This window comes from Rhizobium sp. LjRoot258 (genome assembly GCF_964254185.1).
Lineage (GTDB): Bacteria > Pseudomonadota > Alphaproteobacteria > Rhizobiales > Rhizobiaceae > Rhizobium.
The window spans coordinates 654,607-676,536 of record NZ_CAXUST020000001.1; the positions used below are offsets into that span (position 1 = coordinate 654,607).

The 21,930-nt window shown below is 61.2% G+C and carries 25 protein-coding genes; 18 read left to right on the forward strand and 7 right to left on the reverse strand.

Going from position 1 to position 21,930, the window contains the following annotated elements; all coding sequences use genetic code 11:
* Positions 1 to 51 precede the first annotated feature (51 nt).
* The 3 genes from ACSQ9D_RS03220 (at position 52) to ACSQ9D_RS03230 (ending at position 2,657) form a co-directional block, all read left to right on the forward strand.
* Positions 52 to 672, forward strand: coding sequence for a helix-turn-helix transcriptional regulator (locus ACSQ9D_RS03220; protein WP_436281129.1), 621 nt, complete (start codon positions 52 to 54; stop codon positions 670 to 672).
* Positions 673 to 760: 88 nt separating this feature from the next.
* Entirely contained in the window at positions 761 to 1,768 is a 1,008-nt protein-coding gene (locus ACSQ9D_RS03225) for an asparaginase (protein ID WP_436281130.1), read from the forward strand.
* A 139-nt stretch (positions 1,769 to 1,907) separates the two neighbouring features.
* On the forward strand, positions 1,908 to 2,657 hold the full coding sequence (locus tag ACSQ9D_RS03230) for a hypothetical protein (RefSeq protein ID WP_436281131.1): 750 nt from the start codon (positions 1,908 to 1,910) through the stop codon (positions 2,655 to 2,657).
* On the opposite strand, the gene ACSQ9D_RS03235 is transcribed toward ACSQ9D_RS03230, so the two are convergent.
* A complete protein-coding gene (locus tag ACSQ9D_RS03235) occupies positions 2,632 to 3,387 on the reverse strand; it encodes a DeoR/GlpR family DNA-binding transcription regulator (protein ID WP_436281132.1) in 756 nt (251 codons plus the stop codon). The genes ACSQ9D_RS03230 and ACSQ9D_RS03235 overlap by 26 nt on opposite strands.
* Before the next feature lie 121 nt (positions 3,388 to 3,508).
* Here ACSQ9D_RS03235 and ACSQ9D_RS03240 point away from each other — a divergent pair, with 121 nt between their 5' ends.
* Together ACSQ9D_RS03240 and ACSQ9D_RS03245 are read left to right on the forward strand one after the other, a co-directional pair.
* A complete protein-coding gene (locus ACSQ9D_RS03240) occupies positions 3,509 to 3,865 on the forward strand; it encodes an NUDIX hydrolase (RefSeq protein ID WP_037125373.1) in 357 nt (118 codons plus the stop codon).
* A 92-nt stretch (positions 3,866 to 3,957) separates the two neighbouring features.
* Positions 3,958 to 4,575, forward strand: coding sequence for a glutathione S-transferase family protein (locus ACSQ9D_RS03245; RefSeq protein ID WP_436281133.1), 618 nt, complete (start codon positions 3,958 to 3,960; stop codon positions 4,573 to 4,575).
* Between the two features lie 59 nt (positions 4,576 to 4,634).
* On the opposite strand, the gene ACSQ9D_RS03250 is transcribed toward ACSQ9D_RS03245, so the two are convergent.
* Positions 4,635 to 4,988, reverse strand: a complete 354-nt coding sequence (locus ACSQ9D_RS03250) for an MmcQ/YjbR family DNA-binding protein (RefSeq protein ID WP_436281134.1) — start codon at positions 4,986 to 4,988, stop codon at positions 4,635 to 4,637.
* A 357-nt stretch (positions 4,989 to 5,345) separates the two neighbouring features.
* On the opposite strand from ACSQ9D_RS03250, the gene ACSQ9D_RS03255 reads away from it, so the two are divergent.
* Positions 5,346 to 6,242: a LysR substrate-binding domain-containing protein gene (locus ACSQ9D_RS03255; protein ID WP_436281135.1), complete on the forward strand. Its 897-nt coding sequence runs from the start codon at positions 5,346 to 5,348 to the stop codon at positions 6,240 to 6,242.
* On the opposite strand, the gene ACSQ9D_RS03260 is transcribed toward ACSQ9D_RS03255, so the two are convergent.
* Complete coding sequence (locus tag ACSQ9D_RS03260) at positions 6,243 to 6,902, reverse strand: glutathione S-transferase family protein (protein WP_436281136.1); 660 nt, start codon at positions 6,900 to 6,902, stop codon at positions 6,243 to 6,245. It abuts the gene before it with no gap.
* A 98-nt stretch (positions 6,903 to 7,000) separates the two neighbouring features.
* Positions 7,001 to 8,377, reverse strand: coding sequence for a TIGR03808 family TAT-translocated repetitive protein (locus ACSQ9D_RS03265; RefSeq protein ID WP_436281137.1), 1,377 nt, complete (start codon positions 8,375 to 8,377; stop codon positions 7,001 to 7,003).
* 130 nt (positions 8,378 to 8,507) lie between these two features.
* Here ACSQ9D_RS03265 and ACSQ9D_RS03270 point away from each other — a divergent pair, with 130 nt between their 5' ends.
* The 5 genes from ACSQ9D_RS03270 (at position 8,508) to ACSQ9D_RS03290 (ending at position 14,020) form a co-directional block, all read left to right on the forward strand.
* Positions 8,508 to 9,518: a ligase-associated DNA damage response exonuclease gene (locus tag ACSQ9D_RS03270; RefSeq protein ID WP_436283755.1), complete on the forward strand. Its 1,011-nt coding sequence runs from the start codon at positions 8,508 to 8,510 to the stop codon at positions 9,516 to 9,518.
* A complete protein-coding gene (locus ACSQ9D_RS03275; protein WP_436281138.1) occupies positions 9,518 to 11,146 on the forward strand; it encodes a cisplatin damage response ATP-dependent DNA ligase in 1,629 nt (542 codons plus the stop codon). Before ACSQ9D_RS03270 ends, ACSQ9D_RS03275 begins: the two co-directional genes overlap by 1 nt.
* 110 nt (positions 11,147 to 11,256) lie before the next feature.
* Entirely contained in the window at positions 11,257 to 12,180 is a 924-nt protein-coding gene (locus ACSQ9D_RS03280; protein WP_436281139.1) for an alpha/beta hydrolase family protein, read from the forward strand.
* 113 nt (positions 12,181 to 12,293) lie between these two features.
* Complete coding sequence (locus tag ACSQ9D_RS03285; RefSeq protein ID WP_436281140.1) at positions 12,294 to 13,130, forward strand: L,D-transpeptidase; 837 nt, start codon at positions 12,294 to 12,296, stop codon at positions 13,128 to 13,130.
* A 167-nt stretch (positions 13,131 to 13,297) separates the two neighbouring features.
* Complete coding sequence (locus ACSQ9D_RS03290; protein ID WP_047520511.1) at positions 13,298 to 14,020, forward strand: L,D-transpeptidase; 723 nt, start codon at positions 13,298 to 13,300, stop codon at positions 14,018 to 14,020.
* A 37-nt stretch (positions 14,021 to 14,057) separates the two neighbouring features.
* Here the strand turns inward: ACSQ9D_RS03290 and ACSQ9D_RS03295 are convergent, their stop codons facing one another.
* Positions 14,058 to 14,771 (reverse strand): DUF1194 domain-containing protein, encoded by a 714-nt coding sequence (locus tag ACSQ9D_RS03295; RefSeq protein WP_436281141.1) that lies wholly within the window; start codon positions 14,769 to 14,771, stop codon positions 14,058 to 14,060.
* 116 nt (positions 14,772 to 14,887) lie between these two features.
* Between ACSQ9D_RS03295 and ACSQ9D_RS03300 the strand changes: the two genes are divergently transcribed.
* The gene (locus ACSQ9D_RS03300) at positions 14,888 to 16,822 is read left to right on the forward strand and encodes a BTAD domain-containing putative transcriptional regulator (protein ID WP_436281142.1); all 1,935 of its coding nucleotides are present in this window, start codon (positions 14,888 to 14,890) and stop codon (positions 16,820 to 16,822) included.
* 26 nt (positions 16,823 to 16,848) lie between these two features.
* Here the strand turns inward: ACSQ9D_RS03300 and ACSQ9D_RS03305 are convergent, their stop codons facing one another.
* Positions 16,849 to 17,316: a MarR family winged helix-turn-helix transcriptional regulator gene (locus ACSQ9D_RS03305; protein ID WP_436281143.1), complete on the reverse strand. Its 468-nt coding sequence runs from the start codon at positions 17,314 to 17,316 to the stop codon at positions 16,849 to 16,851.
* Between the two features lie 123 nt (positions 17,317 to 17,439).
* On the opposite strand from ACSQ9D_RS03305, the gene ACSQ9D_RS03310 reads away from it, so the two are divergent.
* The 3 genes from ACSQ9D_RS03310 (at position 17,440) to ACSQ9D_RS03320 (ending at position 19,048) form a co-directional block, all read left to right on the forward strand.
* Positions 17,440 to 17,862, forward strand: coding sequence for an organic hydroperoxide resistance protein (locus tag ACSQ9D_RS03310; protein WP_007791565.1), 423 nt, complete (start codon positions 17,440 to 17,442; stop codon positions 17,860 to 17,862).
* Between the two features lie 87 nt (positions 17,863 to 17,949).
* Positions 17,950 to 18,333: an antitoxin Xre-like helix-turn-helix domain-containing protein gene (locus ACSQ9D_RS03315; protein ID WP_436281144.1), complete on the forward strand. Its 384-nt coding sequence runs from the start codon at positions 17,950 to 17,952 to the stop codon at positions 18,331 to 18,333.
* Positions 18,293 to 19,048, forward strand: coding sequence for an RES family NAD+ phosphorylase (locus ACSQ9D_RS03320; protein ID WP_436281145.1), 756 nt, complete (start codon positions 18,293 to 18,295; stop codon positions 19,046 to 19,048). Before ACSQ9D_RS03315 ends, ACSQ9D_RS03320 begins: the two co-directional genes overlap by 41 nt.
* A gap of 102 nt (positions 19,049 to 19,150) precedes the next feature.
* On the opposite strand, the gene ACSQ9D_RS03325 is transcribed toward ACSQ9D_RS03320, so the two are convergent.
* Positions 19,151 to 19,597 (reverse strand): MarR family winged helix-turn-helix transcriptional regulator, encoded by a 447-nt coding sequence (locus tag ACSQ9D_RS03325; RefSeq protein ID WP_436281146.1) that lies wholly within the window; start codon positions 19,595 to 19,597, stop codon positions 19,151 to 19,153.
* Positions 19,598 to 19,686: 89 nt separating this feature from the next.
* On the opposite strand from ACSQ9D_RS03325, the gene ACSQ9D_RS03330 reads away from it, so the two are divergent.
* Genes ACSQ9D_RS03330 through ACSQ9D_RS03340 form a run of 3 tightly spaced genes read left to right on the forward strand, consistent with a single transcriptional unit; the run spans position 19,687 to position 21,744 of the window.
* Complete coding sequence (locus tag ACSQ9D_RS03330; protein ID WP_436283756.1) at positions 19,687 to 20,415, forward strand: DUF899 domain-containing protein; 729 nt, start codon at positions 19,687 to 19,689, stop codon at positions 20,413 to 20,415.
* Between the two features lie 33 nt (positions 20,416 to 20,448).
* The gene (locus ACSQ9D_RS03335; protein WP_436281147.1) at positions 20,449 to 20,916 is read left to right on the forward strand and encodes a DUF1579 domain-containing protein; all 468 of its coding nucleotides are present in this window, start codon (positions 20,449 to 20,451) and stop codon (positions 20,914 to 20,916) included.
* Between the two features lie 45 nt (positions 20,917 to 20,961).
* Positions 20,962 to 21,744, forward strand: coding sequence for a VOC family protein (locus ACSQ9D_RS03340; RefSeq protein ID WP_436281148.1), 783 nt, complete (start codon positions 20,962 to 20,964; stop codon positions 21,742 to 21,744).
* Positions 21,745 to 21,930: the final 186 nt, after the last annotated feature.

Sequence of the window (21,930 nt, forward strand, 5' to 3'; positions counted from 1 at the left end):
GAAAAAATACATGGCCATGCTATTAAAGCAAGCGTTAACTTGGAAAAATAAATGAGGCAATCCCCGGCCAACCGGATACTGCTTGTGATCAAGACGGAGGGACCCCAGCTTGCCGCCGCACTTGCGGCAAGGCTGGCGATTTCCTCGGAGGCTGCGCGCCAGCAATTGACGAAGATGGCGGAAGAGGGGCTTGTCGAAGCAGTGAGCGACGCCACAACAGGCAGGGGAAGGCCGCGGCAGCTCTGGAGCCTGACGCCTGCCGGCAACCAAACCTTTCCCGATGGTCACGCCGAGCTCACCGCCACGCTCCTGACGACACTGGTCGCGCAACTGGGGAAGCCCGCCCTGGATGCCGTCATTTCCGCCCGGGAAGCAGAAACCCTCAAGCGCTACCGCGAGGAAGTCTGCGCTGAGGATGTCCAATCCCGTGTGTTGCAGCTCGCGGCCATGCGCACTCGCGAAGGATACATGGCCGACAGCTGGCAGGAGGCCGACGGCTCGCTGCTGCTTGTCGAAAATCATTGCCCGATCTGCGCCGCTGCAAGCGTTTGCGCCGGCTTCTGCCGGTCGGAGCTGGACACCTTTCGAACCGTCCTCGGCGCGAAGGTGGAGCGCGAGGAGCACATTCTGCTTGGGGCCCGTCGTTGCGCCTACCGCATCACGCCGCTTTGACCTGCATCTGCGCGTGCCGAAAGGCAATTGCTTTATCGGCGCGAACCGCTATGCGTGACGCATCTGCGCAAACGATCAGGACCATACCATGACCAATCCCGTCACCGTCGAAGTTACTCGAGGCTCGCTCGTTGAAAGCCAGCATCGTGGCACCGTCGTTGCCGTCGATGGCGATGGAAAGGTCGTGTTTTCGGCCGGCGATATTGACGCGCCAATCTTCCCGCGTTCGGCCTGCAAGGCCATGCAAGCGTTGCCGCTGATGGAAAGTGGCGCGGCGGATGCCTATGGCTTCGGCGACAAGGAATTGGCGCTCGCCTGCTCCTCGCACAATGGCGAGGACGAGCACGTGGCGCTCGCCGCCACCATGCTGGCACGCGCCGGACGCGGTGTCGAAACGCTCGAATGCGGGGCGCATTGGTCCTCGAGCCAAAAGGTGCTGATCCACCAGGCGCGCACGATGGACAAGCCGACGGCACTGCATAACAACTGCTCGGGCAAGCATGCCGGCTTTATCTGCGCTTGCTGCCATCAGGGCATCGACCCGAACGGATATGTTGGCTACGACCATCCGCTGCAGGCCGAAATCCGCGGCGTCATGGAAAGCCTGACCGGCGCCGTGCTCGGCCACGACAATTGTGGCACCGACGGCTGCTCCATTCCGACCTATGCGGTTCCCTTGCGCGGTCTGGCGCACGGCTTTGCCAAGATGGCGACCGGCAATGGCCTGGAACCGCTTCGCGCCAAGGCGTCCCGACGGCTTTTCGAGGCCTGCATGGCCGAACCCTTCTATGTTGCCGGAACCGGCCGCGCCTGCACCGCGCTGATGGAGGTAGCACCGGGCCGCATCTTCGCCAAAACGGGCGCTGAGGGTGTCTTCTGCGCAGCCATTCCCGAGCAGGGAATTGCGATCGCCGTCAAATGCGACGACGGCCATTCGCGTGCCTCCGAGGCGATGGTTGCCGCCGCGCTCAGCCGTTTCTTCGGCAGGCACGACCCGCCCCGCGCAAGCTTGGCCGCCATGGCTACTATCGAGATGCACAATTGGAACGGTATTCACGTTGGCGACATTCGCGCGACGGCTGCGCCGACCACATAAGCCGTTCCGGAACGGGACAGTCGCACCGCCAGAACAGAAATTGCTAATGTATGTGAAACTACAGCCCACGAGAACGGATGCGGTTTTCGAGGGTTGAGTTACCCTTTGCCCAGTACATCGAACGCCATGAGGGCAGGATATGTTTGCGGGCCGCTATCTTTGGTGGATGTTGATCGCCATCGCGATCTTTCTCTTCTTCACCATGTGTTTCGATTATGTGACCTGGCTGACGGTCGTTTCCTCGGGTTGCGCCCGGATCGCCGGCTCCTGCGGACCGATCATCGTGACCATGACCGGGTCCATGAAACCGTCGGGCGTCTACCTCGCGGGCGGCGTCATTCTCGTCGTTACCCTTGCCCGCATCCACTATCTGTCGATGGGCTGGTTCTGGGGTGTCGTCGTCCAAATCTGGTTCGTTGCATCGGCGCCGTTTCCGCTGCTGCTCGCCAATGGTTGGACCGGCCAGTTGAAGCCGGAGACCGTACTTGAGGGGTTGCCTGTGGCGTTCCTGTTCCTCGTGGTCTTCTGCGCCTATATCGGCTGGTCATTTGAAGACAGTGGCGCGCGGCCGCTTGGTGTTTGGCGTACACTGCGAGCGACGATTTCGCTTTCTGCCGTCTATGGCACCCTGCTGGCGCTGTCGGAGACGCCTGCCTTTGCCACCACTCCCGGTCGTTTCCTCGGTCAGATGCAGCTTTCGACGTCGATCGCCGCGTTGCAGCCCACACTGCATGATGTCCTGACAATCGGGATGGCCCGCGACACCTTCGCCTATCTTGTCTTCGCAATCTTTGTCGCCGGCCTCGCCGTGAGCCTGTTGCCGCAAAACCTCGGGGAACTAAAGGCGCGCTTCATTGCGCCGTTCATGCCTCGAGGATCTCGGCAGTGATGTTGCGATAGGGCTCGATGACCGCCGCGGCGATGTCCGCGGTGACGATCAGCCCCGACACGCCTGACACCGGCAGAATATGACAAGGAGAGACGTGGTCGAACTTCTCCTGCGTTAGCGGCACGTAGGTCTCGGCTGCGCAGGACGCGATGTGCCGCTTGATGGCCGCCTCCTCGAAATCGCCCGTCGACAGGCCGTGTACGGGATGGGCAGCCGTCACTCCGAGAAAGAACATGTCGGGCCGAAGCTGCGAAATCGCGGCCATGGCAACGGATCCGACCGAGACCATTGAGTGCTTGTAGAGCTTGCCGCCGATGAGGATCACACTCGCCGTCGGGTGATGTTCTAGCTCCGCGGCGATCGTCGGGCTGTGTGTCGCCACCGAGAAGGCGAAGTCGCGCGGCAATTGCCGGGCGATCTCAGCCGTTGTCGTACCACCGTCCAGAAAGATCAGCTGGCCCGGTTGCACGAGCGAAGCTGCCTTCCTTCCCAGCCGCGCCTTGGCCTCGGACGAGACGCTTTTTCGCGTCGAGAAGTCCGGAAGCTCGGGCGCTACAGGCATTGCCCCGCCGTGGACCCGCTTCAGCAAGCCTTCCGCCGCCATCTCCCTGAGATCGCGACGGATCGTGTCCTCCGACAGCGAAAAGTCTTCGGCGACGCGCTTGGCGACCACCTGGCCGTCTCGCCGAAGAATGTCGAGGATCAACGATTTGCGCTGGCTTGTGAGCATGGTTTCAATCCGAGTGTTGCACGAATTATCGTGAAATTGCACGAAACGAGTCGACATTCAAGAAATATCGTGCAGTTATTTGACTTCTCGTGCATGAGGCCGGGAGAAATGGAGTTTGAACATGTTGATTTTGATTGCTGGGCCTTACAGGTCCGGAACGGGGGACGATCCCGCAAAGATGGCCGCGAATTTGCAGCGGCTGGAGCAGCCCTCGCATAGGCTGTTCAAGGCGGGTCACGTGCCGATGATCGGGGAATGGGTGGCTCTGCCGGTGTGGAACGCCGCCGGCGGAAAGGCTGTCGGCGATGATCTCTACGAAGAGATATTCCACCCCGTTGCCGGTCGCCTGCTGCAGCTTTGCGACGGCGTGCTTCGGCTCGAGGGAGAATCGAAAGGCGCCGACAACGACGTTCGTATCGCGCGCGAACGCGGCATCCCGGTCTGGCACCGGGTCGAAGATGTTCCGGGCTGTGTCTGAAGCAGCTTGATTTTAAGAGGCCGGCTTGCCGGCCTCGATCTGTGCGTTTGCTGATAGCCGCGCTATAAAGTCAGCATCGAAGGGAGTCGATTATGCTGACATTGTATTTTGCGCCGCACACCTGCGCGCTTGCAAGCCTCATTGCGCTGGAGGAGTCCGGTCTGCCGTTCAAAACCAAGAAACTGAACTTCGCCGAAGCGGAGCAGCGTTCGCCAGAGTATCTCGAAATCAACCCGAAGGGCCGGGTCCCCGCGCTTGTGACGGAACGTGGCATCCTAACCGAAACGCCGGCAATCCTGGCCTACATCGCGCAGCTCGCGCCGGCGGCGCAGCTGGCGCCGCTCGATCCTTTCGAGTTCGCCCGCATGCAGGCCTTCAACAATTACATCTGCGCGACCGTGCATGTGAACCACGCGCATGGCCGCCGGGGTAGCCGATGGGCGGATGATCCGACGGCTCACGAAGCGATGAAGGCGAAGGTGCCGCAGACCATGAGCGAGTGCTTCGAGCTTATCGACGAGCAGCTGCTGGAGGGCCCGTGGGTCATGGGCGAGTACTACTCGGTCGCCGACCCCTACCTCTTCGTCATGACCGGATGGCTGCGGTCCGATGGCGTCGATCCGATCCGTTTCAGGAAGTCGACGGCGCACTATGCCCAGATGATGGAGCGCCCGGCCGTCCAGCGGGCATTGGAGCGCGAGCAGGCATAACGGCCATAGCCGAAGCGCGACTGCGACGACGGTATGGGAGGCGCGTGCAGCGCATGCGCTCACCCCCGGAAACGTGCGGCAAGCTTTTTCGGTGCGCGGAACCGCCAGGCGCCGATCAGCCGTTCTTTCAGTTCCGCGTCGCTGATCGCGCCGGCGCGCAAGGGCAGCGATGGCCAGCCGACATAGTGGTCGGTCTGATAGTAGATGTCGGGCGCCATCTCGATCAGCCGTTCCTTATCGTCGATCGAGACGGAAAGCACGACGGTCTCGTTATTCTTGACCGCCACAAAGGATTTGCCGCCCACCTTCAGCGCCGGGTTGCCGTAGGACGTGCTTTCCTCCACGCCTGGCAAATTCGCTTCCGCAGAAAGACGCTTGAGGCGCGCATATATCGTGTCGACGCTGTCGGTCATGGGCTGGCTCGAATTAGAAGCTCACGCAGACTAGCAGATTTCACAGTCTTAGGCACACCTTGCGAGCGGTTGCCGTTCGGGCTTTGGCGTGCTTGGCTGCGGGCTGAGCGGCAGGTCCGCCAACGCGGTCGGTGACATTCGCGCCAGATCGGGATGGTACAGCGGATCCCGGTTGACATCAGCGCTGTAGGGAGGCTCGATCGTCTCGACGCTAAAGAAAAACTTCAGGATTTGCATGGCGTGCCTCGCTTCCTTCCAGGGTGGCGAACGGAGCATCTGCTCAACACAGGCACATTATCGCGGCCGGCCGGGCACGTTTCAATTGAGATTACCAATCTCTCAGTATAGAAAAACTATATGCGAAACCTGAACTCGGTTCACCTGAACGGATTGCGTGCGCTCGAAGCGGTGGGGCGGCTTGGCTCTCTGCAGGCCGCTGCAGAAGAGCTGGGCGTCTCGATCGGTGCGGTCAGCCAGCAGGTCATCAAGGCCGAAGCGCAGCTCGACCACGTGATTTTCGAACGCACGCCGAAAGGTATGGTCGCGACGGAGGCAGGCGCGCGGCTGCTGGCCGGTCTGACGGAGGGCTTCAATGCCTTGTCACAGGCGGTGGCGACGACGCAGCGACGCGACGACGGCATCCTGACAATCTCGGTGGCGCCGGTGTTTGCCGCACGCTGGCTCGTCTATCGGCTCGATCGCTTTGCGGAAAGGCATCCCGAAATCAGCCTGCGGATGGATGCCACCACCCGCCTCGTCAATCCGGCGTTGTGCGATGTCGATATCGGCATTCGCGTCGGAAGCGGGCAGTGGCCGGATGTGAAGGCGGAATTGTTGCTTGCGCAGGAGGTCTTTCCCGTCTGCTCGCCAGCGATGGCGGCGCGGCTGCGCGAGCCCGCCGATATCCTCTCGCTTCCGGCGGTGATCGACGGCCGCGCGATGTTCACCTGGGAGGTGTGGATGCGCGAGGCTGGCCTTTCGGGTGCCACGCTTGAGACGCGCCACGTCTTCAACGACGCCTCGCTCTGCCTCGATGCGGCAATCGCAGGGCAGGGCGTCATGCTCGCCTGGCAGACTCTGGCGGGCTTTGCCCTGCAGCAGGGACAGCTGGTCGCGCCGTTCGGCATCCGCGCCAAAACCGGCTTCGGCCACTATTTCATAACGGCCGAAGGTTCGCGCGAGCCCAAGAACGTCAGGGATTTCAAAGCCTGGATCCGTGAGGAAATGGCCGGCACCCTGCAGCTCTTTGCCTGATCAGACCGGCTCCTCGGAACGCGTCGCCTGCATGGCAATATAGGCCGGCCGAGACTGGCAGCGCTTGATCCAGGCGCTGATATTGGGATGGGCGTCGAACAGCGCCTGTTGCGTCTGCGCGTAGCGAAGCACCTCGGCGATGTTGAGATCGGCGGCGGTGAAGCGGTTGCCAACAATGTAATCGTTGGTCGCCAGCTGCTTCTCCAGCGTCGCGAATGGTTTCTTCAGCGAGCGCACGGCAACGCTGATCGTCGCCTTGCCGTCGTCGCTGTTCTGCTTCTCATCGTCGTAGACGTAGACGATCCGCACCGTATGCGGTTCCACCTCGGTTGCCGCCCAGATCGTCCACATGGTCATCAAACCGTCTTCCTCGACTGTTTGACCGGAAAGCGGTCCGCCATTCTTGCGCGCCAGGTAAAGCGTGATGGCAAGCGACTCGTGCATCACGAGGTCGCCGTCCTTGATGCTCGGGATGAGCGCCATCGGATTGATCGCCAGAAAGTCCGGCGACAGCGTGTTGATCGACGCATCGGCGGCGAGCGGGTTGGCAAGGCGCCGCGCTTGAATGACGCGCACGGACTCAAATTCCAGCCCGAGCTCTTCCGCCATCCAGTAAACGCGCGAGGCGCGCGAGCGATAGACCCCATAGATCGTCAGCATGTCGATGTCCCCTTGTTCGGCTGGCCTCAGGGTAGGAGCCGAAGCGTCACGGCGGAAGCTGCCAAGCCTTATGAATCGATGAAAGCTTTTGATGTATCTCAGGAGATGCGGTTGCGCTCGACCGTCAGCTGCGCATAGGGCGAGGAACCCGCCGTCGCCAGCTCGCCGGACACCTTCTTGTCCCATTCGAAACCGAGGACTGCACCGTCCGGTGTTTCCTGAAACACGTTGTCGGTGATGACGGCCGTTGCCGCGCCCTTGGCGACCGAGACGGCGCAGCCGACAGGCGCCTTGCGGATGATATTGCCGGTCACGACGAGATTACGCAGATAGGGTCCCCAACCGAGTTGCATGCCCCATCGCGGAGCACCTTCTATGATGTTGCCGCAGACCAGCGTATCAGCCTCGGCGGCGATGCCGATGCCAAAGCCGACCTCGTGTTCATAGGGGCCTTTCAGGGTCAGGTTGCGCACCACGTTGCCGGTGACGCTTGCCAGCCTGCCGCCCTGGTCGAAATTGGCGATCGAGATGCCGTTCGCCGCGCCATCCACCATGTTGTCGGAGACGACGGCGCCCTGGAACTCGAATTCGACGTAGATCGCCGTCTCGCCCGAGCGCTGGCATTGGTTGCCGGTGATCTGGATGTTGGAGGCCGAATTGGCGCGGATGGCGGTGAAGGCGCAATCGGAGATGTGGTTGTTCGCCACCATGACATTGTCGGCGCGAAAGATGTTGATGCCATTGCCGTTCTGGCCGGTGCCGCCGGCATTGGCCTTGATCCGGTAGATGCGGTTGCCGTTGACGACGCTGTTGTCGACCGCCTTCTTCCAGCGATGCACGAGAATGCCGCCATTGCCGCAGTCGAAGACCTCGTTGCCGGTGATCGAGAGGCCGTTGGACTCGACGGCATAGATGCCGGATTGGCCGGCACCCGATATGCGGCTGCGCTCGATCCGACCGCCGCATCGCTCGAGCTGGACGGCATGTTTGCGGCTGCCGCCGATCTCGCAATTGTCGATCAGCACCTCGTCGACGCCGGTAAATTGCAGCAGCGCGCCGGCATAGTCGCCGAGCCAGCGGTTCTGCCCGTCGATGACGATGTTCGACAGTTCGACGCGCTTGATGTTCTGCGCGCTGAAGAGGTGGCCATCGCCGGTGCAGACGATGCGTGATGCGCCGGGCACGCCTGTTATGCGCGTATTCTCCGGCAGCACGAGATTGGGGACCTTGTAGGTGCCAGGCGGCAGGAAAACCGGGACATTTTCTGCGGCAGCCTGATCGATCATTTTCTGCAGGCTGACGCTCTTGCGATCGGCCGCGCTCGACGTCGTCTTGTACCGGACGGCATCGATCGGTCCGCGCAGATCGCCCTCCCGCGTGGTCGCGAAGCTGCGGAAGGCGATCAGCGTCAGCGCGGATGCTCCCGCAAGACGGAAAAGGTGACGGCGCGAGGAGACTGGCGAACTGTTTTTCATTCGTTAAGCTCTGCAGGAAACGTGCCAGCGCGCCTGTATCGTTTCGATGCAGGCGACAGTGTCAGGAGCACTACTTTTGTCCGAACCTGCACCACTGGCCCTTCCGTTCTTTCCCGCTATCTTTGCACGCATGAAACCAGACGCCTTGCTCTATCCCGCCCCCGAGGGGCTCTATTGTCCCGAGGGAGGATTCTATGTGGATCCCGTGCGGCCGGTGGAGCGAGCGCTGATAACCCACGGCCATTCGGATCACGCGCGACCCGGCCACACAAACGTACTCGCCACGCGACAGACGCTGGACATCATGCAGATCCGCTATGGTGACGGCTTCTGCGCAAGCGAGCAGGCAGCGGCGTTCGGAGAGGAGATCCTGATCAATGGCGTCAGGGTCAGCTTTCATCCTGCCGGCCATGTGCTCGGCTCCGCGCAGATCGCCATCGAAAAGAACGGTACCCGCATCGTTGTCTCAGGCGACTACAAACGACGCGCGGACCCGACGTGCGCTGCCTACGTGCCGGTTCCCTGCGATGTCTTCATCACCGAGGCCACCTTTGGGCTGCCGGTCTTTCATCATCCAGATCCGGTCGATGAGATGGGCAAGCTCTATGCGTCGCTGCGCCAGTTTCCGGAGCGCACCCATCTGATCGGCGCCTATGCGCTTGGCAAGGCACAGCGGGTCATCCGCCTGCTGCGCGATACCGGTTATGACCAGCCGATCTATATCCATGGCGCGATGGAAAGGCTCTGCGACTACTATGTGGGGCAGGGCATTGACCTTGGTGAGCTTCGCCCCGCGACCATCGAAAGCCGCGACAAATCCGCCTTCAAGGGAGCCGTCGTCGTCGGTCCGTCCTCTGCCTTTGCAGATCGCTGGGCGCGCCGCTTCAATGAACCCTTGCCGGCTTTCGCCTCGGGCTGGATGATGGTGCGTCAGCGCGCCAAACAGCAAGGCGTCGAACTGCCGCTCGTCATCTCCGACCATTGTGATTGGCCCGAGCTCACAGAGACAATCACCGATCTGCATCCGGGGGAGGTTTGGGTCACGCATGGCCGCGAGGAAGCCCTGGTGCGCTGGTGCCAGCTGCAGGGCATCAGGGCCCGACCGCTCCACCTGGTCGGCTACGAGGACGAGGCCGATTGATGAAAGCATTCGCCGACCTGCTCGACCGCCTCGTGCTCACCCCCAGCCGCAACGGCAAGCTGAAGCTGCTCACCGATTACTTCCGGAACACCCCGGACCCGGATCGCGGCTACGGTCTTGCCGCCATTGCCGGCACGCTCGAAGTGCGCAACGTCAAGCCAGCCATGCTGCGCGAGTTGGTGCTGGAACGCATGGATGACGTGCTCTTTCGCTATTCTTACGACTATGTCGGCGATCTCGCAGAAACGATTTCCCTGGTGTGGGACAACGAGAAGGACATGGAGCGGTCGCCGCTTGCTCAGCCGCGTCTCGGCGAGGTCGTCACGCAGATGAATGCACTCGGCCGCACCGAGGTACGCAGCTTCGTCCGCGACCTGCTCGACAGGCTGGATACCTCGGGTCGCTTCGCCTTCATCAAGCTCGCGACCGGGGCGCTCCGCATCGGCGTTTCCTCGCGTCTGGCAAAGCAAGCGCTCGCCGATCTCGGCAGCCGAGACGTGACGGAAATCGAGACGCTGTGGCATGGCCTGCAGCCGCCCTATGAATCTTTGTTTCGCTGGCTGGAAGGGCAGGGCGGCAAGCCGATCCTGGCAACGCCTGCAATCTTCCACTCCGTGATGCTCGCCAATCCGGTCGAGGAAGGGGATCTCGATCAACTTGATCCAGCCGACTATGCCGCGGAATGGAAATGGGACGGCATCCGCGTGCAGCTGTCGCGCGCTGGCGACACGCGCAAGATCTACTCGCGCTCCGGCGACGATATCTCAGGCGCGTTCCCCGATATCGTCGAGTCGATCAGCTTCGACGGCGTCGTCGACGGCGAGATGCTCGTCGGGGGAACGACACGCTCGACCAGCCCGACGCGCACCTTTTCCGATCTGCAGCAACGTCTGAACCGCAAGACGGTGACGACGAAGATGCTCGACGAGTATCCAGCCTTCATTCGTGCCTACGATCTGCTTTTCGATCGGGAGGAGGACGTGCGTGGCCGCTCCTACGTCGAGCGCCGTGCGCGTCTTGCGGAGGTCATCGATAGCGCGCCGCACGACCGCTTCGACCTCTCCCCTCTGGTGGAATTCTCTTCATGGGACGAACTGGACGAGCTGCGGTCGGCGCCGCCCGACCCTGTCATCGAAGGGGTGATGATCAAGCGCCGCGACAGCATCTATCAGGCCGGGCGGCTGAAGGGGCCTTGGTTCAAGTGGAAGCGCAATCCCTACAATGTCGACGCCGTGCTGATGTATGCGCAGCGCGGCCACGGCAAGCGCTCGAGCTATTATTCGGACTTCACCTTTGGTGTGTGGACCGAGACCCCGGAAGGAGAACAGCTGGTTCCCGTCGGCAAGGCCTATTTCGGCTTCACGGATGCCGAACTCGAGGTGCTGGACACGTTCGTTCGCAACAACACGACGGAGCGCTTTGGCCCTGTGCGGGCCGTCAGAGCGGACAAGGATTTCGGCTTCGTCGTGGAAGTCGCCTTCGAAGGCATCAACCGCTCGACCCGCCACAAGTCGGGCGTGGCAATGCGCTTTCCGCGAATCGCGCGCCTGCGTCCCGACAAACCGCCCTACGAGGCGGATCGCCTTCAGACGCTGGTCGCTTTGATCGATGCCAAGCGTGAGCAGTAGGCTTTTCTGGAGCAAAACGCCGCAGCACCACCTTTTTCAACACAACGTGTGTTGGCGACCGCGCGCTTCCGGTGCAATTCTCGAATCGCCGGGAACGATGGAAGTGTGAAATGACGTCAGACGAAGGTAGTGCCTTTTTTCGCCACCGCCGCATGGTTCTTGCCGGCCTGGCCGGAGCCCTTGTCCTCCCGGGCATGGCAAGTGCATTCGAGGTTCCGGAGGTGCCAAGGGTGATCGATCATGATTATGCAAAGGCCCGCAAGCGCTTCCGCACCAAGCTCTTGCAGAAGGGGCCGGCTCCCGACAAGTACGAACCGCTGGATGCGCCTCCGGAGGGCGAGAAGATTCTCTATCGGTCCGGCTACGGCGGCGAATTGGAGCTGGTTGCCTGGGTCTCCAAGTACAAGCGCGGTAGCAAGCAAAAGCCCGGCGTTCTTTTCCTGCACGGCGGCAACGCCATGGGCCTTGGCCACTGGGTTCTGCTCAAGGCCTATGTCGATGCCGGCTTCGTGGTGATGATGCCATCGTTGCGTGGCGAAAACGGGCAGATGGGCAATTTCTCGGGTTTCTATGACGAGGTGGACGACGTGCTTTCGGCGGCCGATCGTCTGCGCCATCTTCCGGGCGTCGATGCCGATCGTCTGTTTATCGCCGGCCACAGCATTGGCGGCACGCTGACCATGCTTGCGGCGATGAGCAGCCACACGTTCCGTGCCGCCGCGCCGATCTCGGGCAATCCGGACGCTTTCCGCTTTTTCAATCGCTACCCGCAGGACATTCGCTTCGACGATAGCAACGCCCACGAGTTCGAGGTCCGCAGCGCGCTCTGCTATGCCAAGAGCTTCAAATGCCCGGTCCGCGTCGTTCATGGCACGGAGGAGGCACATTTCAACGACCGCGCCGGTCTGCTTGCCAGCCGCGCGCGCTCGGGCGGTGTCCGTATCGAAACGGATACGGTGACCGGCAACCACACGTCGGCGCTGCCGGCGGAGATCGAGCAAAGCATACGGTTCTTCCACGGCGTTGCAGCCTGAGTGTGGTGCGAGTTCAATTGATGCGAGGCTGATGTCGTCACCAGCCTCGCGCCAGCCGCAGGTGCCATCCTTGCCGCAGCTATACGTCTCGCTGTTGTCGATGAGGGTGCTTTATGACTGTTTTCAGCCGGGTGTCGCCAATTGCCGGGCTTGCGGCCGCTGCTTTTTGCCTGAGCGGTTGCAATATCCTCATCCCGGACACCGGTGCCACCGATCCCGCCCGCTTCGTGCAGGAAACGTCGCCTGTTTTCTATAACCCACCCGGTGTTGATCCCATGCGGGTCAAGCCGGTGGATACGCCGGTGCCGCAGAGGCCGGGTGTGCCGCCTACGATATACAATCAGACTTACGGCATCCCAGGCGCGAATTTTAGCCGGACCTACGGCCTGCCGGTCACCAATCCCGTGAATAGCGCCATGTATGGCCAGGTGCGCGACACCGACTTCACGTTGCCGGCCATACCGATCAGCCGCATCGATCCGCAGTATCTGCGGCAGGAAGTCGACTATCCCTCGAACGAGAAGCCGGGCACGATCATCGTCGATACGAAGAGCAAGCATCTCTACTTTATCGAGCCGAGCGGTAAGGCGATGCGCTACGGCGTCGGGCTCGGCCGCGAAGGCTACGCATGGTCCGGCCGCGGTGTCATTCAATGGAAGCAGAAATGGCCGCGCTGGACACCGCCGGCCGAAATGGTCTCGCGTCAGCCCGACATACGCGCCTTTTCCGCAGAAAACGGCGGCATGAACCCCGGCCTCGGAAACCCGCTTGGTGCGCGCGCCCTCTATATCTTCAACGATGGGCAGGATACGCTTTACCGTATCCACGGTACGCCGGATTGGCAGTCGGTCGGAAAGGCCACGTCGTCTGGCTGCGTGCGCATGCTGAACCAGGATGTGGTTGACCTTTACAATCGCGTTCCGGCGAAGGCCGAGATTGTCGTGATGTAGCCGCGCAACAGCGTTTGGGATATCGTGTGTCCGCGGGCGGACACGACTTCGTGAGGTGATGGTTTATTTAGCGCAAGCGGATAGATTTCTTGTGCGTCACCGGCGTTGACCCACCCTCCGCGAAGGGCGTTCGTCCTTCCAGCGCAACAGGAAACCAGACCCGCGTTATGAGCTTTGAAAAATCCCTTTCCCGCCGCAGCTTCCTTTCGCTTTCGGCAATAACCGCAGCTTCGGCGCTGACCGGGTGTGCATCCACTGCCGGGTCGCCTCCGACGGCTCAGCCGGTCGTCATGCGCAATCCGATCAACATGTTCCAGGCGCCGCAGACGCCGGGTGATGCCGAGCTGGCGGTCATGTACGGTCCGATTGAGGATGGTGGCTTTCTCATTCCGGCCGTGCCCTACCAGCAGATCGATCCGCGCTTCTATCGCCAGCAGGTCGTCGATCCGACCGGCCAGGCGCCCGGCACGATCGTCGTCGATACCCCCTCGCGTTTCCTCTACCTGGTGCAGCCAGGCGGCACGGCGATGCGCTATGGCGTCGGCATCGGCCGCGAAGGCTTTGCATGGCAGGGCTCGGGCGTCATCCAGTGGCGTCAGAGATGGCCGCGCTGGAAGCCGCCGAACGAGATGGTCGCGCGCCAGCCAGAGCTTGCCAAGTATTCGATCGAAAACGGTGGCATGGAGCCGGGCCTGAAGAACCCGCTTGGTGCGCGCGCACTCTACATTTTCTCGGGTGGCGAAGACACGCTCTACCGCCTGCATGGCAACCCGGAATGGCGCTCGATCGGCAAGGCGGTGTCGTCTGGCTGCGTGCGCCTGCTGAACCAGGACATCATCGATCTCTATGACCGCGTGCCGAACAAGGCGCCGGTCGTCGTTCTGCAGTAATCCGCGCAGGTGCGGCCGGCCGATTGGCTGGCCGCATTCATTGCCGATGTTCGGCGATCTGGAATTCGGTTGGCGGCGACAGTTCCCTGATCAGCTTCTTGCGGATCGCTGCCGAATAATCTGCAAAACTCCTGACTTCCATCACGAACGCGTCCTCGCCGAGGATGACGCGTCTTTCGTAGTAGCCGGGAAGATCGGGTTCCTCGTCGGAAATGACCAGTCCATTGACCGTTGTGCCCGTCTTCATGGCGCGCTGGCGCGCCTGATAGAGAGATGGCGTCTGCCGTCGTTTCGGCGCAATCGTCTCCTTGCCATCGCCGGAGACGTTGATGATGGTCTTGACGGCGCAGAAGCGTAGATCGGATAGCATGTCGAGCGCGGACCACATGCCGTTGCCGATATCGGTGTTGCCAAAGACTTTGCGCCGGTTGGCCTCCATCGCCAGCGCGAAGGGCTCGGCGCCGTTCCCGCTCTCTATAACGAACCAGTCGAGTTTCTGGGTGGAGAACTCGCCGTCGCCCCAGAAGACCGTCGATACGGCGACGACGCCGGCATTTTTCAAGGCCGCCAGTACGTCATCGTCCCGGAAGGCCGCAGCGATGGCAGACTTCTGAAACATGTATTCGTCGTCAGTGATGCTGCCGGACCCGTCGACGGCGAGAACAAGTGCGATATCGGCGCAGGCCGAGGATTGAGAGGCTGACATAGTCCAAACCAATGCCATCGCCAAACCGATCAGCTTCTTCAGCATCGCCGCATCATCCCCTCGCTCACCACCCCGTGAAATTGACTATGACAAACGGCCGCTTTCCTGCTGTTATAGGAATGTTAAAGCAATCGCTAAAATAAGGCTCGGAGGGGAGCTCGATGGGGTTCACGCTGCGCCTGCTTGGTCGATTCCAGTTGCTCTCGCCCGCAGGCGAGAGCATTGCGATCGCCTCGCGCAAACATCAGGCGCTGATCGCGATCCTCGCGCTCTCGAACGGAAAGCCGATCGCCCGGTCGAAACTGGCCGGCATGCTGTGGGCCGAGCGGACGGAGGAGCATGCCCGCAACAGCCTCCGCCAGGCGTTCTTCACGATCCGTCAGGCCGTCGACGGCCACGGCGTGTCACCTCTCGTGTTCGACAACGGCTGCGGTTGGACGAGAAGCGATGCCATTGTCACCGATATCCAGACCCTTACTGAAAGCGCGAGGGCGGGGTGTCTGCCACCGTCGCTTGATGCTTTCGAGGGGGAATTTCTCGAGGGGCTGAGCTTCAACGACGAGACGTTGGAAGCATGGCTTCGCATGGAGCGCGGCCGACACCGCGATTTACTGGTCGATTGCCTTGCGAGCCTGGCCGACGGATTGGAGAAGGCGGGCAACCTGGAGCAGGCGCTTCTCGCTGCACAATACCTTTTGCGGCACGATCCCTACCACGAACCATCTCACCGGACGATCCTGCGCCATCACAGGGCGCACGGCGAGCGCGCTCGCGCCGTCAAGCACTACGAGAGCCTGAAAGCACTGCTGGAGGCCAATCTGAGTGTTGCGCCTGATCCGGAGACGCAGCAACTCATCGGTCAAATTCGCGAGCAGCAGGAGCCGCCGGCGCAGGTGGATTTGACCAATGGCAAGCCTAGGATCGCGATTCTACCGATCAGGAGCCTGTCACATGAACGAGACGACAGTCTGGTCGCCGAGTCCCTGACACGCAAACTGATCGGAGAACTCGGCCTGTTCTCGCCGCTCTCAGTGGTTGCCGCCGCGACGATGTTCGCCTTGAATGCGAGGCACGAGACCGTGGAAGAAATCGGCAAGCGGGTCGGCGCCGACTACGTCCTGGAAACCGCGGTTCAGGGCCACGAGGAAGGTGGCTGGGCGCTGGTGCAACTCGTGTTGGTGCAAAGCGGGACACAGGTATGGAGCCGCAAATATCTCGGCGAAAGCGCGGGTTCGGACCTCGGTCAGGACCGGCTCGTCCGCAAGATCAGCGGTAACCTCTATCATGTTTTGATGAAGCACGCGGCAGCCCGTTCGGCGATGGAGCCGGAAGGTGGGATCGGCACCGAGAAGCTGTATCTGCAGGTGTTCAACCACGTCGAGCGGCCGACATTGAAGGGGATGATCCGCGCCCGGCGTCTGTGTGAGCGGCTCCTGGCCATCGATCCCAATCACGTTCTGGTCCGCGAGAGCCTTGCCTGGATAAACTTCCACTCCTGCTTCAACGGCTGGCTCGACGATCCGGTGCATGGTTTCAGGCAGGCCCGCGATATCGCGCGGGCCGGACTGGGGTTGGACGATCGCGAGCCCTATCTGCTGAGCGCCTTTGGCCTGGCCGAAACGTATCTCGGAAACGCTCGAGCCGGCCTGGATGCACTAAAAAGGGCTGTCGACCTCAATCCGAACGACGCCGAGTTCCATACATGGCTCGGCATCGGTCTGACCTTTGCCGGTCGGATCGGCGACGCGCATATGGCGTTCGATCAGGCCGATCAGGTCAGTCCGGACTATCATCCGATCTTCCTGTTCCGGGGCGACGCTCATTTCGTCTCTGGGAACTATGAGGAGGCGGTTGCCTGCCTGGACCGTTTCCTGATCGTGCTGCCGGAATATCATTGGGCGCGGCTCCTGCGAGCGGCGTCATACGAGGCGCTCGGCAAAGACATGACGGCGCGGCTCGACGTGGCGTATGTCAGGGAGAACACGCTTCTGTTGAACGGCCGATATCTCGAACAATTACTTCAGGCTCGCGCCCTGTCGTTCCGGCAAAATCTGTGGCTGAGGCTGGAGGCCGCAGGGCTGCCCTGGGCGAAATGAGGCGTTGACGCTGGCTGCCTTGCTTCTCACCCCGCCGACATCAGGTTAGATCGCAACCCTTTCAGCATCTCGCGTATTGTCGCCATTTCCTCGAGCGTGCAGCCTGCCGCCTGCCCGATCGCGGCCATGATCCTATTGACTTCGCTTCTCATCACGCGGCCTTTCTCGGTCAGCGACACGATGACCTGTCGCTCGTCGCGGGAATCGCGGGTGCGCTTGATCAGGCCATTCTGCTCCAGGCGCTTGAGCAGCGGCGAGAGTGTGCCCGAATCGAGATCGAGCTGCTCGCCGATCGCTTTCACCGGCTGCTCTGACTTTTCCCACAGCGCCAGCATGACAAGATATTGCGGGTAGGTGAGGCCGACCGTGTCCAGGATCGGCTTGTAGGCGCGGGTGAAGGCATGCGCCGTCGAGTACACCGCAAAGCAGAGCTGGTTTTCCAGCCGTCTTTCCTCTTCCGGAATTTCCATCGTGTTTGCCAGATGCGCTTTCATTGTCGTTGTCCTCGAGGCGCGATTGTCCTCTTTTCGAATTCCAAATGCAATTTGCAAAATTAACTTGCGTACAATTTAATTGCGCATTATACAAAATCCAACCCCAACGCAAAGGAGACTGACATGCCTATCCTCTACACGACCAAAGCTTCCGCCACCGGTGGCCGCGCAGGCCGTGCCGTTTCCGAAAACGGCGTTCTCGATGTCACGCTGACGGTTCCGAAAGAACTCGGCGGCGATGGCGCGACCGGCACCAACCCTGAGCAGCTCTTTGCGGCCGGCTATTCAGCCTGCTTCCTCGGTGCTTTGAAATTTGTCGCCGGCAAGGAAAAGGTCAAGATTCCGGAAGAAACCACGGTCAGTGCCACCGTCGGCATCGGCCCGCGCGAAGACGGCACGGGATTCGGCATCGAAGTCGCCCTGACGGTCAACATTCCCGGCCTCGACAAGCCGACCGCCGAAAAGCTTGCCGCGGCGGCTCACATCGTGTGCCCTTATAGCCACGCAATGCGCACGTCGACCGAAGTTCCGGTTACCGTTGCTTGACCAAAGCAAAAAAGAGCGTCGTGCATCGCGGCGCTCTTTTCATGTGAAATTAAGATGCTATATTCTTTCTAGTGAAAGGAGTATGGCATGGCAGTAGCACATCCGATCTCCGGCGCCCGGTCCCCCGAGGCTGCCGTGATCACCAAGGCGGCCGTCAATGCCGCCGACCATCTTGGCCTCAACGCCCGAACGCTTTCGGCAGTGCTCGGTATTTCCGAGGCAACCGTCTCGCGCATGAAGCGGCAGGATTATCTGCTCGAGCGTGGCTCGAAGTCCTTTGAACTCGCCATCCTGCTCGTGCGTCTGTTTCGTTCGCTCGATGCGATCGTCGGCGGCGACGAGGCCGTTGCCCGGCAATGGTTGCGCAACGCCAATACCGCCCTCGGCGCCAAGCCGCTCGAAAAGATCGTCAGCATCTCCGGATTGACCGATGTCCTTGCCTATCTGGACGCCCGCCGCGCTATCGTCTGAAAAGAGGGCGATCTCGGGCAGGTTCTGGCGTCTGGTCGAGGCGCAGCACCAGATTTCGACATTGAAGCTTGTCGATACGCTCGACGAGCAGGTGCTGCTCGAAACCCTGCTCGAAGAAAGCAAGCCGGCATTGCCGCCGGAGTGCATCGGGCTGGACTATCTGCTCGCCACTCCGTTCCGCTATGGGGCCGTCTACCCGCATGGCTCGCGCTTCCGGCGGGCAGGGCGGACGCTGGGCGTCTTCTACGCCTCCGAGCGGGTGGAAACCGCGCTCGCCGAAATGGCCTTCTACCGGTTGCTGTTCTATGCCGAGTCGCCGGCGACATCGCTGCCTGCCAATGCCGCCGAGTACACGGCCTTTGCTGCAGCGATCGCAACTGCGTCCGCAATCGACCTGACCCGCGCGCCTCTCGATGCCGACCGTACCCTATGGACCGATCTCCAGAGCTACGCACCGTGCCAGACCCTCGCCGACGCTGCCCGCGAAGCGGGCTGCCAGGCGATCCTCTACGAATCCGTGCGCGACCCGCAACGCGGCCGCAACATTGCGCTTTTGACCGCCGCAGCATTTGCTGCCCGCGAGCCCGTCGAACGCCAGACGTGGAGGATCCGGCTTTCGGGGATGGGTGTCCAGGCGCTTTGCGATTTCCCGAGGGTCAGGATTGGATTTTCGGCGGAGGATTTCGCCAGGGATCCACGAATGGCGCACGGCTAATGCATGCCGCACAAAAGTGTTCAGCGGTCTTGCGGCGACGATATGCACGCAAAACAACGGCCTGAATGCCGGTCACATGGATCCCTTTCGCGTATCCGGTTTTTAGGCGAGAGCCTGCAGGTCGCGCCGCAGCCTCTCCATGTCGCCGTTCGGCAGGGCCTCGCTGAGGCTGGCGTGGGTGCTTTCCCAGATCGGCAGCGCGGCGGCAAGCACAGCCTTGCCCTCCGGCGTCAGGCTAAGTAAGCGCCGGCGCTTGTCTTTCCCATTCTGCGTTACATTTACCCAACCACGGCGCTGTAGTGGCTTGAGCGCTGCCGTCAATGTCGTCTGGTCCATCGCAAGTAGGGTCGCGACCGGTCCCATCGGCGGTGGTTCTGGCCGGTTCAGCGACATCATCAGCGAGAACTGGCCGTTGGTGAGCCCGACAGGGCGAAGGGCATCGTCGAATAGCCGCGCCAGCGCGCGCGCTGCCCGCTGCACATGCAGGCACAGGCACGTGTCACGTACTAGGAGCGTCGTTGAAAAAGGAATCTCAACCCCGTTTGACATGCTCAATTTATATTGATATCAATGTATTTAGTCAAGGAAAAGGAGCATGGACCGCCACGTCTCGGTCGCGCCGGAGGAGGGCGCACGTGATGCAGAATCAAGTCGTTTCCCGTGAAGAATGGCTGGAGGCCCGCCGCGCGCTGCTTCTCAAGGAGAAGGAAGCAACGCATTTGAGGGAGAAGGTCAACGCCGAGCGCATGGCCTTGCCCTGGGTCAAAGTCGATAAGAACTACGTCTTTGATACGCCGCAGGGAAAGAAAAGCCTTGCTGAGCTCTTCGATGGCCGCAGCCAGCTCTTGATCTATCACTTCATGCTTGGCCCCGATTGGGAGGCCGGTTGCCCCGGCTGCTCGTTCCTGTCCGACCATGTCGACGGAACGCTGCCGCATCTCAACCATCACGACGTCACCTGGGTCGCCGTTTCGCGCGCGCCGCTTGCCAAGATCGAGGCCTACAAGAAACGCATGGGCTGGAAATTTCCGTGGGTTTCGTCCTTCGATAGCAGCTTCAACTTCGATTACCACGTGTCCTTCGCCCCGGAAGATCTGGCGAAGGACAAGGTCGTCTACAATTTCGAGGCGATCGACCCCGCCAATGCCAATGACGAGCTTCCGGGCCTTAGCGCGTTCTACAGGAATGAGAATGGTGAGGTCTTTCATACTTATTCGACCTATGCCCGCGGCCTTGAAGAGGCGGTCGGCACCTTGATGATCCTCGATCGCGCGCCGAAGGGCCGCAACGAGGACAGCACGATGGACTTCGTCAAGCGCCACGACGAATACGAACCGGCCAAGAACGCGCCATCCAGCTGTCACTGAAATCTGCGACCATCATCCCAAGGGAGAAGGACGATGCAGCAAGCGAAAGTCTTGAAGGAGCATGAATTCCTGGAGGACCTCGTCGGTGTCTGGGACGTAACGGCGCCCGGCATGACGGGACAGGAACTTTGGACGGAGATCGTCCGTTCGCTGCATGGCATCTGGTTCGTTGCCGAAGGTTCCGGCCAGATGCCGGGTGGCGGGGCTGCGACCACGGTCCTGACGCTGGGCTACAGCGCCGACAAGGGTAAATACGTCGGCAATTGGATCGGCACCATGATGGACCATATGTGGGTCTATGAGGGCGAGGTCTCCGACGACGGCAAGGTTTTGAACCTCTATACGACGGGCCCCGATTTCAGCGACGCGAACAAGCTTGCCGACTACCGCGAGCAGATCGTCTTTCACGATCGCGATCACCGCACGTTCAACTCGGCTGCCAAGCAACCGGACGGCAGCTGGAAGCAGTTCATGGAAGCGCATTACACGCGCAAGCCGTGATCGCGAGCGAAACTCGACCCGGTACTCACGGAAAGGAAAGAGATCATGGCTTCCGATACGCATGGAAAATTCATCTGGTGCGAACTGATGACGCCGGATACAGCGGCTGCCGCCAAGTTCTACAGCTCGGTCGTTGGCTGGACGACGAGCGAGATGAAGATCGAGAACCTGCCGCCCTATACGGTCTTCGAAGCGAATGGCGCAGGCGTTGCCGGTCTCATGGATTTTCCAGCCGAACTGGAGGGGAAGGGCATCCCGCCGAACTGGACCGGCTATGTCGCCGTTGATGATGTCGACCAGACGGCGAAGGATTTTACTGCCAATGGTGGCTCGGTCCGCCGCCAGCCGGAGGATATTCCGACGGTCGGACGCTTTGCCGTCCTCGCCGATCCGCATGGAGCCGTGATTTGCGTCATGACGCCGCTGCCGAGAGACAATCCGACCCCGCCCGCGCCGGCAGGCACGCCCGGCCATATCGGCTGGCACGAACTGATGGCCGGCAACATGGAGGAGGCCTTTGCCTTTTATTCGAAGATCTTCGGCTGGACCAAGGACCACGATTTCGACATGGGTGAGATGGGCGCCTATCGCATCTTCGCCGAGCATGGAAAACAGATCGGCGGAATGATGACCAAACCCGCCAACGTGCCGATGTGCTATTGGGGCTACTACTTCAACGTGCCGGGGATCGACAGCGCCATCGAACGCGTCAATGCGGGCGGCGGCAAGGTGATCGTCGGTCCGATGGAAGTGCCCGGCGGCAGCTGGATCATCAATGCGACCGATCCGCAGGGCGCATTCTTCTGCCTCGTGGCGCCCACCCGATAAGCGCAGTCACGACCTTTTTGAACTCGGCGCGAGACGGCTGACACCGTCTCGCGCTGAGCTGCATTTGAGGTTCGAAGCGCGCTGCTGGAATGCCCTGGAGGCGGCGTGAGTATCGAATCGACGGTCCGGAACGCACAGCCATCAACGTCTGAGCGCGTTTGTATTTCATTAATTTTATTAGAATTT

Bases quoted from the DNA above. Each gene is read 5' to 3' on its own strand.
- ACSQ9D_RS03220 (WP_436281129.1), top strand. From the start codon at position 52: ATGAGGCAATCCCCGGCCAACCGGATACTGCTTGTGATCAAGACGGAG.
- ACSQ9D_RS03225 (WP_436281130.1), top strand. From the start codon at position 761: ATGACCAATCCCGTCACCGTCGAAGTTACTCGAGGCTCGCTCGTTGAA.
- ACSQ9D_RS03230 (WP_436281131.1), top strand. From the start codon at position 1,908: ATGTTTGCGGGCCGCTATCTTTGGTGGATGTTGATCGCCATCGCGATC.
- ACSQ9D_RS03235 (WP_436281132.1), bottom strand. From the start codon at position 3,387: ATGCTCACAAGCCAGCGCAAATCGTTGATCCTCGACATTCTTCGGCGA.
- ACSQ9D_RS03240 (WP_037125373.1), top strand. From the start codon at position 3,509: ATGTTGATTTTGATTGCTGGGCCTTACAGGTCCGGAACGGGGGACGAT.
- ACSQ9D_RS03245 (WP_436281133.1), top strand. From the start codon at position 3,958: ATGCTGACATTGTATTTTGCGCCGCACACCTGCGCGCTTGCAAGCCTC.
- ACSQ9D_RS03250 (WP_436281134.1), bottom strand. From the start codon at position 4,988: ATGACCGACAGCGTCGACACGATATATGCGCGCCTCAAGCGTCTTTCT.
- ACSQ9D_RS03255 (WP_436281135.1), top strand. From the start codon at position 5,346: ATGCGAAACCTGAACTCGGTTCACCTGAACGGATTGCGTGCGCTCGAA.
- ACSQ9D_RS03260 (WP_436281136.1), bottom strand. From the start codon at position 6,902: ATGCTGACGATCTATGGGGTCTATCGCTCGCGCGCCTCGCGCGTTTAC.
- ACSQ9D_RS03265 (WP_436281137.1), bottom strand. From the start codon at position 8,377: ATGAAAAACAGTTCGCCAGTCTCCTCGCGCCGTCACCTTTTCCGTCTT.
- ACSQ9D_RS03270 (WP_436283755.1), top strand. From the start codon at position 8,508: ATGAAACCAGACGCCTTGCTCTATCCCGCCCCCGAGGGGCTCTATTGT.
- ACSQ9D_RS03275 (WP_436281138.1), top strand. From the start codon at position 9,518: ATGAAAGCATTCGCCGACCTGCTCGACCGCCTCGTGCTCACCCCCAGC.
- ACSQ9D_RS03280 (WP_436281139.1), top strand. From the start codon at position 11,257: ATGACGTCAGACGAAGGTAGTGCCTTTTTTCGCCACCGCCGCATGGTT.
- ACSQ9D_RS03285 (WP_436281140.1), top strand. From the start codon at position 12,294: ATGACTGTTTTCAGCCGGGTGTCGCCAATTGCCGGGCTTGCGGCCGCT.
- ACSQ9D_RS03290 (WP_047520511.1), top strand. From the start codon at position 13,298: ATGAGCTTTGAAAAATCCCTTTCCCGCCGCAGCTTCCTTTCGCTTTCG.
- ACSQ9D_RS03295 (WP_436281141.1), bottom strand. From the start codon at position 14,771: ATGCTGAAGAAGCTGATCGGTTTGGCGATGGCATTGGTTTGGACTATG.
- ACSQ9D_RS03300 (WP_436281142.1), top strand. From the start codon at position 14,888: ATGGGGTTCACGCTGCGCCTGCTTGGTCGATTCCAGTTGCTCTCGCCC.
- ACSQ9D_RS03305 (WP_436281143.1), bottom strand. From the start codon at position 17,316: ATGAAAGCGCATCTGGCAAACACGATGGAAATTCCGGAAGAGGAAAGA.
- ACSQ9D_RS03310 (WP_007791565.1), top strand. From the start codon at position 17,440: ATGCCTATCCTCTACACGACCAAAGCTTCCGCCACCGGTGGCCGCGCA.
- ACSQ9D_RS03315 (WP_436281144.1), top strand. From the start codon at position 17,950: ATGGCAGTAGCACATCCGATCTCCGGCGCCCGGTCCCCCGAGGCTGCC.
- ACSQ9D_RS03320 (WP_436281145.1), top strand. From the start codon at position 18,293: ATGTCCTTGCCTATCTGGACGCCCGCCGCGCTATCGTCTGAAAAGAGG.
- ACSQ9D_RS03325 (WP_436281146.1), bottom strand. From the start codon at position 19,597: ATGTCAAACGGGGTTGAGATTCCTTTTTCAACGACGCTCCTAGTACGT.
- ACSQ9D_RS03330 (WP_436283756.1), top strand. From the start codon at position 19,687: ATGCAGAATCAAGTCGTTTCCCGTGAAGAATGGCTGGAGGCCCGCCGC.
- ACSQ9D_RS03335 (WP_436281147.1), top strand. From the start codon at position 20,449: ATGCAGCAAGCGAAAGTCTTGAAGGAGCATGAATTCCTGGAGGACCTC.
- ACSQ9D_RS03340 (WP_436281148.1), top strand. From the start codon at position 20,962: ATGGCTTCCGATACGCATGGAAAATTCATCTGGTGCGAACTGATGACG.